The sequence below is a fragment of the Variovorax sp. UC122_21 genome, from assembly GCF_044056785.1.
GTDB lineage: Bacteria > Pseudomonadota > Gammaproteobacteria > Burkholderiales > Burkholderiaceae_C > Variovorax.
Genome location: NZ_CP172004.1, coordinates 5,352,981 through 5,366,530 on the forward strand (window position 1 = coordinate 5,352,981; position 13,550 = coordinate 5,366,530).

9 protein-coding genes and 2 pseudogenes are annotated in these 13,550 nt (G+C 71.0%); all 11 read right to left on the reverse strand.

Annotation, left to right across the window (positions count from 1 at the left end; translation table 11 throughout):
• The 11 genes and pseudogenes from ACHMXE_RS37905 to ftsL all read right to left on the reverse strand — a co-directional run bounded on the left by ACHMXE_RS37905 (position 1) and on the right by ftsL (position 13,450).
• The gene (locus ACHMXE_RS37905) at positions 1–972 is read right to left on the reverse strand and encodes a D-alanine--D-alanine ligase (RefSeq protein WP_057591183.1); all 972 of its coding nucleotides are present in this window, start codon (positions 970–972) and stop codon (positions 1–3) included.
• Positions 969–2,439 (reverse strand): annotated as a pseudogene (gene murC / locus ACHMXE_RS37910) (UDP-N-acetylmuramate--L-alanine ligase). The gene ACHMXE_RS37905 and the pseudogene murC overlap by 4 nt, the downstream one beginning before the upstream one ends.
• A complete protein-coding gene (murG, locus tag ACHMXE_RS37915; protein ID WP_203204395.1) occupies positions 2,436–3,500 on the reverse strand; it encodes an undecaprenyldiphospho-muramoylpentapeptide beta-N-acetylglucosaminyltransferase in 1,065 nt (354 codons plus the stop codon). The pseudogene murC and the gene murG overlap by 4 nt, the downstream one beginning before the upstream one ends.
• Positions 3,497–4,795 (reverse strand): putative lipid II flippase FtsW, encoded by a 1,299-nt coding sequence (gene ftsW, locus ACHMXE_RS37920; protein ID WP_203204394.1) that lies wholly within the window; start codon positions 4,793–4,795, stop codon positions 3,497–3,499. Before ftsW ends, murG begins: the two co-directional genes overlap by 4 nt.
• The gene (murD, locus tag ACHMXE_RS37925) at positions 4,792–6,423 is read right to left on the reverse strand and encodes a Mur ligase family protein (protein WP_395352979.1); all 1,632 of its coding nucleotides are present in this window, start codon (positions 6,421–6,423) and stop codon (positions 4,792–4,794) included. Before murD ends, ftsW begins: the two co-directional genes overlap by 4 nt.
• 466 nt (positions 6,424–6,889) lie before the next feature.
• Positions 6,890–7,117: pseudogene (locus ACHMXE_RS37930) on the reverse strand (UDP-N-acetylmuramoyl-L-alanine--D-glutamate ligase); the annotation flags it as partial.
• 10 nt (positions 7,118–7,127) lie between these two features.
• Positions 7,128–8,306, reverse strand: a complete 1,179-nt coding sequence (gene mraY / locus ACHMXE_RS37935; RefSeq protein ID WP_057597027.1) for a phospho-N-acetylmuramoyl-pentapeptide-transferase — start codon at positions 8,304–8,306, stop codon at positions 7,128–7,130.
• Between the two features lie 22 nt (positions 8,307–8,328).
• Positions 8,329–9,789, reverse strand: coding sequence for a UDP-N-acetylmuramoyl-tripeptide--D-alanyl-D-alanine ligase (gene murF / locus ACHMXE_RS37940; protein ID WP_395348859.1), 1,461 nt, complete (start codon positions 9,787–9,789; stop codon positions 8,329–8,331).
• Positions 9,786–11,300 (reverse strand): Mur ligase family protein, encoded by a 1,515-nt coding sequence (locus tag ACHMXE_RS37945; protein WP_395348860.1) that lies wholly within the window; start codon positions 11,298–11,300, stop codon positions 9,786–9,788. Before ACHMXE_RS37945 ends, murF begins: the two co-directional genes overlap by 4 nt.
• 54 nt (positions 11,301–11,354) lie before the next feature.
• The gene (locus tag ACHMXE_RS37950; RefSeq protein ID WP_209542597.1) at positions 11,355–13,103 is read right to left on the reverse strand and encodes a penicillin-binding protein 2; all 1,749 of its coding nucleotides are present in this window, start codon (positions 13,101–13,103) and stop codon (positions 11,355–11,357) included.
• On the reverse strand, positions 13,100–13,450 hold the full coding sequence (ftsL, locus tag ACHMXE_RS37955) for a cell division protein FtsL (RefSeq protein ID WP_209542596.1): 351 nt from the start codon (positions 13,448–13,450) through the stop codon (positions 13,100–13,102). Before ftsL ends, ACHMXE_RS37950 begins: the two co-directional genes overlap by 4 nt.
• Positions 13,451–13,550: the final 100 nt, after the last annotated feature.

Consider the following 13,550-nt stretch of genomic DNA (forward strand, 5'->3'; position numbering starts at 1 on the left):
TCAGTGCGCGCCTCCCGTGGCGTCGAGCGTGGCCGTGGCCAGCACGCGCAGGCAGAGTTCCTCGTAGGCGATGCCCGCCGCGCGCGCCGACATCGGCACCAGCGAATGGCTGGTCATGCCCGGCGAGGTGTTCATCTCGAGCAGGAACGGCTTGCGGTCGCTGGCGCGGATCATCACGTCGGCGCGGCCCCAGCCGCGGCAGCCGAGCGTGCGATAGGCCGCCAGCGCGATGCGCTGGATCTCGCGCTCCTCCGCTTCGGGCAGGCCGCTCGGGCAGTGGTACTTCACGTCGTCGGTGAAGTACTTGTTCTGGTAGTCGTAGGCGCCCTCGGGCGCGGCGATGCGCACCACCGGCAGCGCATGCGCGTCGAGGCCGCTGCCGAGCACGGCGCAGGTGACTTCCTCGCCCTCGATGAACTCCTCGCAGAGCACGTCGGCGTCGTACTTGACCGACAGCGTCACCGCGTCCTGCATCTGCGAGTAGCCCTCGACCTTGGTCACGCCGATCGAGGAACCCTCGCGCGGCGGCTTCACGATCAGCGGCAGGCCCAGCACGTCGGGCACCGCCATCACCTGTTCGCGGCTCTGCTGGTCGAAGGCCAGGCGCACGTACTTGGGCGTGGGCAGGCCGTCGGCCTGCCAGATGCGCTTGGTCATGACCTTGTCCATCGCCACGCTCGAGGCCATCACGCCCGAGCCGGTGTAGGGAATGCCGAGCATCTCGAGCGCGCCCTGCACCGTGCCGTCCTCGCCGTGGCGGCCATGCAGCGCCACGAAGCAGCGCGCGAAGCCCTCGCGCCGGAGCTCGGACAGGTCGCGCTGCGACGGGTCGAAGGCATGGGCATCGACGCCGCGCGAGCGCAGTGCCTCGAGCACGCCGGTGCCCGACATCAGCGAGACCTCGCGCTCGGCCGAACTGCCGCCGAACAGCACGGCGACCTTGCCGAAGAGTGTGGGATCCTGAAGGCTCACGACGCCTCCCCCTTTTGCGCAGCGTGCTGCGATGTCGTGGATGAAGAAGATGCGGCCACCGCCCGGCGCCGCGCCGAGCTCGACCACCTTGCCCGGCACCGCGCCGATGGAGCCCGCGCCCATGCACAGCACCACGTCGCCGGCGCGCGCGTTGTCGAGGATGGCCCGCGGCATCGCGGCGATGTCGTCGACGAACACCGGCTCGACCTTGCCGGCCACGCGCAGCGCGCGCGCCAGCGTGCGGCCGTCGGCCGCCACGATGGGCTGCTCGCCGGCCGCGTAGACCTCGCCCAGCAGCACCGCGTCGGCGGTGCCGATGACCTTGACGAAGTCCTCGAAGCAGTCGCGCGTGCGGGTGTAGCGGTGCGGCTGGAAGGCCAGCACCAGGCGCCGGCCCGGGAAGGCGCCGCGCGCGGCCGCGAGCGTGGCAGCCATCTCCACCGGGTGGTGGCCGTAGTCGTCGATCACGGTGAAGCTGCCGTCGCCGGCCTTGGCCGCGACCTCGCCGTAGCTCTGGAAGCGCCGGCCCACGCCCTTGAAGCCGGCCAGCCCGCGCTGCACCGCCTCGTCGGCGATGCCGAGCTCGACCGCCACCGCGATCACCGACAGCGCGTTGCGCACGTTGTGTTCGCCGGGCAGGTTCAGCACCACCGGCAGGTCCGGCAGGGTCACGCCGTTGCGGCGCTGCGCGGTGAAGTGCATCTGGCCGCCGACGGCGCGCACATCGACCGCGCGCACCTGGGCGTCCTCGCCGAAGCCGTAGCTGGTGACCGGGCAGGTCACGTCGGCCACGATCTCGCGCACCGCCGGATCGTCGGTGCACAGGATCGCGGTGCCGTAGAAGGGCATGCGGTGCAGGAAGTCGACGAAGGCCTTCTTCAGCTTGCCGAAGTCGTGGCCGTAGGTCTCCATGTGGTCGGCGTCGATGTTCGTGACCACCGCCATCACCGGCAGCAGGTTCAGGAACGAGGCATCGGACTCGTCGGCCTCGACCACGATGTAGTCGCCGCTGCCCAGGCGCGCATTGGCGCCGGCGCTGTTGAGCCGGCCACCGATCACGAAGGTGGGATCGAGCCCCGCGGCCGCGAGCACGCTCGCCACCAGGCTGGTGGTGGTGGTCTTGCCGTGCGTGCCGGCGATCGCGATGCCCTGCTTCAGGCGCATCAGCTCGGCCAGCATGACGGCGCGCGGCACGATCGGAATGCGCTTCTCGCGCGCGGTCAGCACCTCGGGGTTGTCGGCCTGCACCGCGGTCGAGGTCACGACCGCGTCGGCGCCCTCCACGTTCGCGGCCGCATGGCCCACGAAGGTGCCGATGCCCAGGTCGGCGAGCCGGCGCAGGGTGGCGCTGTCGGACAGGTCGGAGCCGGTGATGCGGTAGCCGAGGTTCAGCAGCACTTCGGCGATGCCGCTCATGCCGGAGCCGCCCACGCCGACGAAATGGATGTGGTGGATCGCGTGCTTCATCGTGCCAGCTCCTCGCAAGCGCGCACCATCGCCTCGACGGCCTCGGTCTTGCGCATCGTCTTGGCGCGTTCCGCGCGTTCGATCAGTTCGGTTCGTTGTGTCTTCTGTAGCAAATCGGCCAGCAATTCAGGGGTGAGATCGGTCTGTTGCACCAGCCAGCCGCCGCCGGCATCGACGAGGAAGCGCGCGTTGGTGGTCTGGTGGTCGTCGACCGCGGAAGGAAAAGGCACGAACAGCGCCGCGGCGCCGACGGCCGCGATTTCGGTCACGGTGCTGGCACCGGCGCGCGCGACGATGAGGTCGGCCTCGGCATAGGCCAGGGCCGTGTCCTCGATGAAGGGCGTGAGCTCGCCTTCGACGCCGGCGGCCGCGTAGTTGGCGCGCAGCTCGTCGATCTGCTTGGCGCCGCTCTGGTGCAGCACCTGCGGGCGCGTGCCCGGTTCGATGCGCGCGAGCGCCTGCGGCACCACCGCGTTGAGCGCCTTGGCGCCAAGGCTGCCGCCGACCACCAGCAGCTTGAGCGGACCGCCGCGGCCCGCGAAGCGCTCGGCCGGCGCCGGCTGCGAGGTGAAGGCCGCGCGCAGCGGGTTGCCGATCCACTGCGCCTTCTTGAGCACGTTGGGGAAGGCAGTGAAGACGCGGTCGGCCACGCCCGCCAGCACCTTGTTGGCGAGGCCCGCGACCGAGTTCTGCTCGTGCAGCACCAGCGGCTTGTTGAGCAGCACGCCCATCATCCCGCCCGGGAAGGTGATGTAGCCGCCCAGGCCCACGAGCACGTCGGGCTTCACGCGGCGCACCACGCGCAGGCTCTGCCAGAAGGCGCGCAGCAGGCGCAGCGGCAACAGGAACAGCGTGAGCGGGCCCTTGCCGCGCACGCCGCCGAACTGCACCGGTTCGAAGGCGAAGCCGCGCGGCGGCACCAGCTTCTCTTCCATGCCGCCGGGCGCGCCCAGCCAGTGCACGCGCCAGCCGCGCTCGCGCAGCGCCTCGGCCACGGCGAGGCCGGGGAAGATGTGGCCGCCGGTGCCGCCGGCCATCACGAGCGCGGTGCGGCCGGTCATACGCGGCCTCCCCGCATCAACACTCGATTCTCGTAGTCGATGCGCAGCACGATCGCCAGCGCCACCATGTTCATCAGGATCGCCGAGCCGCCGAAGCTCATCAGCGGCAGCGTGAGGCCCTTGGTCGGCAGCGCGCCGAGGTTCACGCCCATGTTGATGAAGGCCTGGAAGCCGATCCACACGCCCACGCCCTGGGCCACGAGGCCCGAGAACACGCGGTCGAGCGCGATGGCCTGGCGGCCGATGTGCATCACGCGGCGCGTGAGCCAGAGGAACAGGCCGATGATCAGCAGCACGCCGACCAGGCCGAACTCCTCGCCGATCACGGCCAGCAGGAAGTCGGTGTGGGCCTCGGGCAGCCAGTGCAGCTTCTCGACGCTGCCGCCGAGGCCGACGCCGAAGATCTCGCCGCGGCCGATGGCGATCAGCGAGTGCGAGAGCTGGTAGCCCTTGCCGAGCGCGTGCTCCTCGCTCCACGGATCGAGGTAGGCGAAGATCCGCTCGCGCCGCCACGGGCTGGTGGCGACGATGGTGCCGAAGGCCACCACCACCAGCGCGGCGATCACGAAGAACATGCGCGCGTTCACGCCGCCCAGGAACAGGATGCCCATCGCGATCACCGCGATCACCATGAAGGCGCCCATGTCGGGCTCGGCCATCACCAGCATGCCGACCACCACCACCGCGATGCCCATCGGCAGCACGGCGCGGAAGAAGCGCTCCTTGATCTCCATCTTGCGCACCATGTAGCTGGCGGCATAGAGCACCATCGCGACCTTCGCGAGCTCGGAGGGCTGGAAGCGCATGAAGCCCATCGGCAGCCAGCGCCGCGCGCCGTTCACGCTGATGCCGATGTGCGGGATCAGCACCGCCACCAGCAGCAGCAGCGAGGCCACGAACAGCCAGGGCGCGGCGCGCTCCCAGGTCTTCATCGGGATCTGGAAGGCCAGCAGCGCAGCGACGAAGGCGAACACCACCGAGGCCGCGTGCCGCGTGAGGAAGTACGAGGCGTTGTAGCCGGCACGCGCGAAGCGCGGGTTGTCGGGCAGCGCGATCGAGGCCGAATAGACCATGATCAGGCCCCAGGTCAGCAGCGCGACCGTGACCCACACGAGCGCCTGGTCGAAGCCCAGCACGCGGATCGGCGTGGCCTTGGTCTGCGTGAAGCCGGCGCCACCGAGGCGCACCGGCAGATGCACCGGCAGCGCGTCGATGCCGCTGCGCGCGCGCCGGAACCAGCCGCTGAAGCGGCCGGGTCGGGTGTTGGGCGTGGCGCCCGCGGCGGCGGAGTTCACGATGCCGGTCCTTCCGTCGAATCGGTTTCCCCGAAGTCGCGCGGCTCGTCCTCGAGCGCCTGCACGGCCTCGCGGAACACCGCCGCGCGGTGCGGGTAGTTCTTGAACATGTCGAAGCTCGCACAGGCCGGTGACAGCAGCACGGCATCGCCGGGGTGGGCGCGGCGCGCGGCCAGCTGCACGGCCTCGTGCATCGAGCCCGCATGCATCAGCGTGACGCCGGTGGCAGCCAGCGCGGCCTCGATCAGCGGCGCGTCGCGGCCGATCAGCACCACGGCGCGCGCGTACTGGCGCACCGGCAGCGCGAGCGGCTCGAAGTCCTGGCCCTTGCCCTCGCCGCCGAGGATCACGACCACGCGGCGGTCCTCGCCGAGGCCGCCGAGCGCCGCCACGGTGGCACCCACGTTGGTGCCCTTGCTGTCGTCGAAGTACTCCACATCGTCGATCAGCGCCACCGGCTCGACGCGGTGCGGCTCGCCGCGGTACTCGCGCAGGCCGTAGAGCATCGGGCCGAGCGGACAGTCGGCCGCGTTCGCGAGCGCCAGCGCGGCAAGTGCGTTCATCGCGTTGTGGCGGCCGCGGATGCGCAGCGCGTCGGCCGGCATCAGGCGCTGCACGAAGATCTCTTCCTCGACCACCTGGCCGCGCTTGCGCTTCTGCGTCTCGTCGGCCTCGTGCGCGCGCACCAGCCAGCTCATGCCGTTGACGCGCTCGATGCCGTAGTCGCCGGGGCGCTGCGGCATGTTCGCGCCGAAGGTGACGTGCGGGCGCACCTGCACGCGCTGCGCCTTGGGCTTGGCCGGCGCACGCCGCGCGCCGCGGGCGTTCACCACTTCCTCGGCGGGCTTCACCGGCTCCTGCCCCGCGGTGGCGAGCATCGCCATCACGGTCGGATCGTCGCGGTTGAGCACCATCAGCGCGGTCTTGCCGAAGATGCGCGACTTGGCCTGCGCATAGGCCGGCATGTCGCCGTGCCAGTCCAGGTGGTCCTGCGTGATGTTGAGCACCGTCGCGGCCGCGGGCTCGAAGCCCTGCACGCCGTCGAGCTGGAAGCTCGAGAGCTCGATCACCCAGGCCTCGGGCAGCGTGCCGGCATCGAGGTGCGCGCTCAGCGTGTCGAGCAGGGTCGGGCCGATGTTGCCGGCCACCGCCACGCTCTTGCCGCCGCGCTCGATGAGCTGGCCGGTCAGCGCCGTGACCGTGGTCTTGCCGTTGGTGCCGGTGATCGCAAGCACGACCGGCGTGTAGCCCTTGGCGGGTTCGGGCGCGGGGGCCGGCTCGGGCTGGGCCTCGGGCTGCGGCGCGGGTTCTTCCTCGGCCACGGCCGAGGCAGGATTGGTGGCGGCGAACTCGGCGATCTTCGCGACGAAGTCGGCCGCTTCCTTCGCGGCCGTGGGGACGTAGGGCTTGCCGACGGTGAAGGCGGGCAGGTTCGATGCGGCCTTGGGGGCCGGTGCGGCGGCGGGCGTGGCGGCGGCTTCGGACTCGGCGGACTCGGGTGGCGTGTCTTCGGCGGTGTCCGGCGTGTCGATCGCGGCGGGTTCGGCGCCCTGCTCCCGCGCTGCTTCGACGCCTTCCTGCACCACGGGCGCATCGGCGGCCGGCGCCTCGGGTTCGGGCGGCTGCAGCACCGGGGACGCTCAGCGAGGGATCGCGCGGCATCGATTCGGGCAAGGCGGCCGGAGCGCGCGGTGCCTCGGGGGTTTCTTCGCCGAGTGCAGGCTCGGGCTCGGCGGGCGATGCCTCGCTCGCGGGCGTCACGGCGTCGATGGCCTCGGCCACAGCGGGCGCCTCGGGCGCGGCTGGCTCGACCTCGGCCACGACCTCTTCCGCCACCGGCACTTGAACTTCGGGCGCCACGACAGGCGCCTCCACCTCGGACACCGGCTCGCTCTCGACCGGCACCGTCGCCTCCAGCGCCAGTTCGCCTTGCGCCGCGCTTTCTTCTTCAACCTCGACCACCGCCGGCGCCTCGACGATCGCGAGATCCGCCAGCGCACGCGCGAACAGGTCGAGCTCGCCACCGACCGGCAGGCCGACCGCGCGCGCCGCATCGGCCACCGGCGCGATGGTCTCGGGGCTCAGGCCCGGCGAGCGGTAGACGGCGCGGATGGGCGCGCCCTCGATCAGCGCGGCCGTGAACGGCCCGCCGACGAACACCGCCTCGGGCCACTCGGCGCGCAGCGTGTCGAGCAGGGCCGGCGCCTCGCGCGTATCGGCCACCGTCACCTGCGCGCCGTGGCGCGCGCACCAGCGCGCCATCGCCAGCCCGGACGCGCCGAGGCCGAGAATGAGGACGGGGAGGTCTTTCAGGTGCCGCATGCGTCGTCTCTCAGCGCAGCTTCAGCGTCGACAGGCCCACGAGGCACAGCAGCATCGTGATGATCCAGAAGCGCACCACGACCTGCGTCTCGCGCCAGCCGCTCTTCTCGAAGTGGTGGTGCAGCGGCGCCATCTTGAGCACGCGGCGGCCCTCGCCGAAGCGCTTCTTCGTGTACTTGAAGTAGGTGACCTGGGCCATCACCGAGATCGCCTCGACCACGAAGATGCCGCCCATGATGAAGAACACGATCTCCTGGCGCACGATGACCGCGATGGTGCCCAGCGCGCCGCCGAGCGCGAGCGCGCCGACGTCGCCCATGAAGACCTGCGCCGGATGGGTGTTGAACCAGAGGAAGGCCAGGCCCGCGCCGGCCATCGCCGAGCAGAACACCAGCAGCTCGCCCGAGCCCGGGATGTTCGGGAACAGCAGGTACTTCGAATAGACCGCGCTGCCGGTCACGTAGGCGAACACGCCCAGCGCCGAGCCCACCATCACCACCGGCATGATCGCCAGGCCGTCGAGACCGTCGGTGAGGTTCACCGCGTTGCTCGCGCCCACGATCACCAGGTAGGTGAGGATCACGAAGCCGATGCCGCCCAGCGGATAGCTGACTTCCTTGAAGAAGGGCACCAGCAGGTTGATCTTGGGCGGGAAGTCGAGGTCGAAGCCCGACTGCACCCAGGCGAAGAACAACTGCAGCACGCGCCAGTTCGAGCTCTCGGAGATGCTGAACAGCAGGTAGAAGGCCGCGAGCAGCCCCACCACCGATTGCCAGAAGTACTTCTCGCGCGAGCGCATGCCCTCGGGATCCTTGTGCACCACCTTGCGCCAGTCGTCGACCCAGCCGATCGCGCCGAAGCCCAGCGTGACCCACAGCACGATCCAGACGAAGCGGTTCGAGAGGTCGAACCACAGGATGGTGGCGAAGGCGATCGCGAACAGCACCAGCACGCCGCCCATGGTGGGCGTGCCGCTCTTGCTCAGGTGGGTCTCCATCGCGTAGCCGCGCACCGGCTGACCGATCTTCAGCGCGGTCAGGCGCCGGATCACGTACGGACCGGCCACGAGGCCGACCACGAGCGCGGTCAGCGCCGCCATCAGCGCGCGGAAGGTCAGGTACTGGAACACCCGCAGGAACCCGAGTTCCGGCGAGAGGGTCTGCAGCCATTGGGCCAGGCTCATGAACATGAAATTGCGCACCGCCCCCGCATCAGGGACGGCCTCCTTCTTGTTGTGGTTGTGTCTGCGGGGTCGCACCCTGCGCGGCGATGGCCTGGACCACGCGTTCCATCTTCATGGAGCGCGAGCCCTTGACCAGCACGCTGCCGACCAGCGGCAGCCGCGCGAGCACCGCGGCGTTCAGGGTGTCGATGTCCTCGAAATGGCGTCCGCCGCCGACCGTGGCCGCATCGCCGCGCTGGAAGGCGGCGATGCTGTGCTCGGAAGCGCTGCCGAGCGTGTAGACGGTCTCGATGCCGCGCTGGCGCGCCCAGTCGCCGACCTCGGCATGGAATTCGTCCGAGCGCTCGCCGACCTCGGCCATGTCGCCCAGCACCAGCAGGCGCGGGCCCGGCAGCGCGGCGAGCACGTCGATCGCGGCGCGCACCGAGTCGGGGTTGGCGTTGTAGCTGTCGTCGACCAGCGTGATGGCGCGGCCGCCGGCCAGCGCGAGCGCGCTGGCCTTGGAGCGGCCCTTGACCGGCTCGAAGGCATCGAGGCCGGCGGCGATGGTGTCGATCGACACGCCCGCGGCCAGCGCGCAGGCGGTGGCCGCGAGCGCATTGATCACGTTGTGGCGGCCCGCGATGTGCAGCCGCGTGGCGAAACCGCCGAGCGGCGTGCGCACGCGCACCTGCCAGGCGCCCTGGGTCCACTCGGCGTGCTCGAGGCCGATGTCGGCATCGTCGTGCTCGCCGAAGCTCAGGCAGCGGCGCGCGGCGCCGTCGCGCGCCATGTCGCTCCACAGCGTGGTGAACTCGTCGCCGTGCGGGAACACGGCCGTGCCGTCGTCGGGCAGCACCGCGAACACGGCGGCGTTCTCGACCGCCACGGCCTCGACGCTGACCATGAATTCCTGGTGCTCGCGCTGGGCGTTGTTCACCAGCGCGATGGTCGGGCGCGAGATGGCGGCCAGCCGCGCGATCTCGCCCGGGTGGTTCATGCCGAGCTCGACCACCGCGCGCTGGTGCTGCGCGCGCAGGCGCAGCAGGGTCAGCGGCACGCCGATCTCGTTGTTGAAGTTGCCGGCGGTCGCGAGCGCGCGCTCGGGCTTCGAGGCCATCAGGATGGCCGCGATCATCTGGGTGACGGTGGTCTTGCCGTTGCTGCCGGTCACGGCGATCAGCGGCAGCGAGTACTGGGCGCGCCAGTGTGCGCCGATGGCGCCGAGCGCCACCAGGGTGTCGGGCACCTCGAGGCCGGCCAGGCCCGCGGCCTCGAGGCCACCGTGCGCAACCGCCGCCGCCGCACCGCTGGCGCGGGCCTGCGGCAGGAAGTCGTTGGCATCGAAGTTCTCGCCCTTGAGCGCGACGAACAGGTCGCCCGCGGCCAGGGTGCGGGTGTCGGTGTGCACACGCGCGATCACGGTCGCGGGATCGCCCACGAGGCGCGCGCCCGAAATCCACCGCTGCAGCTGCGCCAGCGTCAGCGCGAGGGAGCTCATCTCGCTCATGCCGCCCTCCGCTTCGCGAGCGCGTCGTGCGCATGGCTGCGGTCGGAGAACGGCAGGCGCTGGCCCGCGATCTCCTGCCAGGCCTCGTGGCCCTTGCCCGCGATCAGCACCACGTCCTCGGGCGCGGCCTGCGCGATCGTGTCGGCGATGGCGGCCGCGCGGTCGGCCTGCACGCGCGCATGCTCGGGCCGCGCGAAGCCGCGCAGCACCTGCGCGATGATCGCGTCGGGCTTCTCGCTGCGCGGGTTGTCGCTGGTCACCACGACGTGGTCGGCCTGGCGCTCGGCCACGGCGGCCATCATCGGACGCTTGATCGGATCGCGGTCGCCGCCGCAGCCGAACACGCACCACAGCTTGCCGCCGCGCTGCTGCGCGAGCGGGCGCAGGCCGGCCAGTGCCTTGTCGATGGCATCGGGCGTGTGGGCGTAGTCGACCACCGCGAGCGGAGCGCCGGCTTCGGCGTCCACGCGCTCCATGCGCCCCGGCACGCTGCTCAGGTTCGTGCACGCCGCCACGGCCTGCGCGAGCGTCAGGCCCAGCGCGCGCAGCGTGCCGAGCACGCCGAGCAGGTTGGCCACGTTGTACTGGCCGATCAGGCCGGTGGTCACGCGCTCGACGGCCGCGGTGCCGTGCTCGGCGACCGAGAACTGCAGGCCCTGGGCGCCGTAGCCGATGTCGCGCGCCACCAGGCGCGCCGGCTTGCCCTCGGCCGACACGGTCCAGACGTCGAGCGCGCCGACGCCGGCATCGATCAGGTTGGCGCACAGGCTGGCGCCGTGGGTGTCGTCGATGTTGATCACCGCGGCGCGCAGGCCGGGCCAGCGGAACAGCTCGGCCTTGGCCTGCCAGTAGGCATCCATGCTGCCGTGGTAGTCGAGGTGGTCCTGCGTGAAGTTGGTGAACACCGCCACCGCGATCTGCGCGCCGTCGAGCCGGCGCTCGGCGATGCCGATCGACGAGGCCTCGATGGCGCAGGCGCCGAAGCCGCGCTCGACCAGCGCGCGCAGCTCGCGCTGCATCATCACGGGGTCGGGCGTGGTGAGACCGGTGTAGGTGAGCTCGGGCGGCACGCCGATGCCCAGCGTGCCCATCACGGCGCACGGCGAGGGCGCGTCGCGCTGCACCGTGCCGTCGGGCCGCATCGGGCGCACGCCGCCGGCCGGCCGCAGGGTCGACAGCGCCTCGGCCAGCCACCAGGCGGTGGAAGTCTTGCCGTTGGTGCCGGTCACGGCCAGCAGGTCGAGCCGGGCCGAGGGATGGTCGTAGAAGGCCGCGGCGATCGGGCCGGTGGCGGCCTTGAGGCCGGGGTAGCTGACGATGCGCTCGCTGTATTCGCCCAGATCGAAGCCGAAGGCCTCGACGCCCTCGTGCTCGACCAGGCAAGCCGCCGCGCCCCGAGCCAGCGCCGCCGCCACGTGCTTGCGGCCGTCGGTCGCGGCACCGGGCCAGGCGACGAACACGTCGCCCGCGCCGACTGCGCGGCTGTCGGCATGCAGCGCGCCCTGCGGCACCCGCTCCTTGAGCCAGGCCGCGGCCAGTGGGGGGGGAAGTGAAGGTCAGCATGCTCAGAAGCTCTCGTCCACGCCCTGGGTCATCACCAGGGGCTTGACCGCCAGGTCGGGCGGCACGTTCATCATGCGCAGCGTCTGCTGCACGACCTCGCTGAACACGGGCGCCGCGGCCAGGCCGCCGAAGTACTGGCCGTCGCTGGGCTCGTCGATCATCACCGCGACGATGATGCGCGGCTTCTCGATCGGCGCCATGCCGGTGAACCAGGCGCGGTACTTGTTGCTCGCGTAGCCCTTGCCGACCTGCTTGTGGGCCGTGCCCGACTTGCCGCCGACCGAGTAGCCGACCGTCTGCGCGCGCGTGCCGGTGCCGCCCGGGCCCGCGGCCATCTGCAGCATCTTGCGCACCGCGAGCGCGTTCGACGGCGAGAAGACGCGCACGCCGGCCGGCGGCTCGGTGTTCTTGAGGATCGTCGCCGGAATGATCGCGCCATCGTGCGCGAACGCGGTGTACGAATGTGCCATTTGAAACAGCGAGGCCGACAGGCCGTAGCCGTAGGCCATGGTGGCCTGCTCCACCGGCTTCCAGGTCTTCCAGGGCCGCAGCCGTCCGGTGACCGCGCCGGGGAACTGGATCTGCGGCTTCTGGCCATAGCCGAGCGCGGTGTAGGTGTCCCACATCTCGTGCGGGGTCATCTTCTGCGCGATCTTGAGCGCGCCGACGTTGCTCGACTTCTGGATCACGCCCTCGACCGTCAGCGTGCCGTAGTTGTGGGTGTCGCTGATGGTGAAGCCGCCGAGCTGGTAGCGCCCGGGCGAGGTCTCGATCAGCGACGAGGGCTTGACCCGGCCGGCCTCCAGCGCCATCGCCACGGTGATCGGCTTCATGGTCGAGCCGGGCTCGAAGGTGTCGGTCATCGCGCGGTTGCGCAGCTGCTCGCCCGTGAGGTTCTGGCGCTTGTCGGGCACGTAGCTCGGGTAGTTGGCCAGCGCCAGCACCTCGCCGGTGACGGCGTCGAGCACCACCACGCTGCCGGCCTTGGCACGGCGCGCGGTCACGGCGTCGCGCAGCTTCTGGTAGGCGAAGAACTGCACCTTGCTGTCGACGCTGAGCTGGATGTCCTTGCCGTCGAGCGGCGGCACCTGCTCGCCCACGCCCTCGACCACGCGGCCCAGGCGGTCCTTGATGACGCGGCGCGAGCCGGCCTTGCCGGCCAGGTCCTTGTCGAACGCGAGCTCGATGCCTTCCTGGCCGCTGTCCTCGACGTTGGTGAAGCCCACCACGTGCGCGGCGGCCTCGCCCTCGGGGTACTGGCGCTTGTATTCCTTGCGCTGGTAGATGCCCTTGAGGTTCATCGCGGCGATCTGCTTGGCGATCGGCTCGTCGACCTGGCGCTTGATCCAGACGAAGGTCTTGTCCTCGTCCTCGAGCTTCTTGTCGAAGTCCTTCTGCGGCATCTCGAGCAGCTTGGCAACCTGCTTGAGCTTGGCGCGCACCTCGGGATCGTCGCGCTCCACGTCCTCTGGAATGGCCCAGATGCTGGGCGCCACCACGCTCGACGCGAGGATCAGGCCGTTGCGGTCGAGGATGCGGCCGCGGTTGGCCGGCAGCTCGAGCGTGCGCGCGAAGCGCACCTCGCCCTGGCGCTGGAAGAAGCTGTTGCCGAACACCTGCACGTAGGCCGCGCGGCCCGCGAGCACGACGAAGCCCAGCGCGATGCCGCCGACGATGAACTTGCTGCGCCACACCGGCGTCTTGCTCGCCAGCAGGGGGCTGGTGGTGTAGCGCACGCTGCGGCGGCTCATCGCTGCCCCCTTGCGGCACCGGCGGCAGCCGGCTTGTTGACGGGCGGCGCGGGCGGCGGTGCGACCACGGCCGGGATCACGCTGCCGTCGGGACGCACGTACTGCGTGATGGCCGGCGAGGTGGTGCGCATCTGCAGCTGTTCCTTCGCGAGCTTCTCCACGCGCAGCGGCGTGGCCTGCGCGCGCTTCTCGACCTGCAGCCGGTCGTGGTCGAGCTCGAGGCGGCGCGTCTCCTGCATCGTGCGGTCGAGCTCGGTGTAGAGCTGGCGCGACAGGTATTGCGTGTGCACGAGGTAGAGCGCCGTGGCGATCACGGACAGCAGCAGCAGCAGGTTCAGGCGTGCCATCTCAGCGGCCTCCCCGTTCGCCGCGCGCGGCGGGTGCAGAAGACACGAAGCCGCCCGGGGTGCGGCGGCTGGAAATCGGACGGGCGAGACCGTGGACGCG

Coding starts and splice junctions, on each gene's coding strand:
- murG (WP_203204395.1), bottom strand. CDS start 3,500: ATGACCGGCCGCACCGCGCTCGTGATGGCCGGCGGCACCGGCGGCCAC.
- mraY (WP_057597027.1), bottom strand. CDS start 8,306: ATGTTCATGAGCCTGGCCCAATGGCTGCAGACCCTCTCGCCGGAACTC.
- murF (WP_395348859.1), bottom strand. CDS start 9,789: ATGAGCGAGATGAGCTCCCTCGCGCTGACGCTGGCGCAGCTGCAGCGG.
- ACHMXE_RS37950 (WP_209542597.1), bottom strand. CDS start 13,103: ATGAGCCGCCGCAGCGTGCGCTACACCACCAGCCCCCTGCTGGCGAGC.
- ftsL (WP_209542596.1), bottom strand. CDS start 13,450: ATGGCACGCCTGAACCTGCTGCTGCTGCTGTCCGTGATCGCCACGGCG.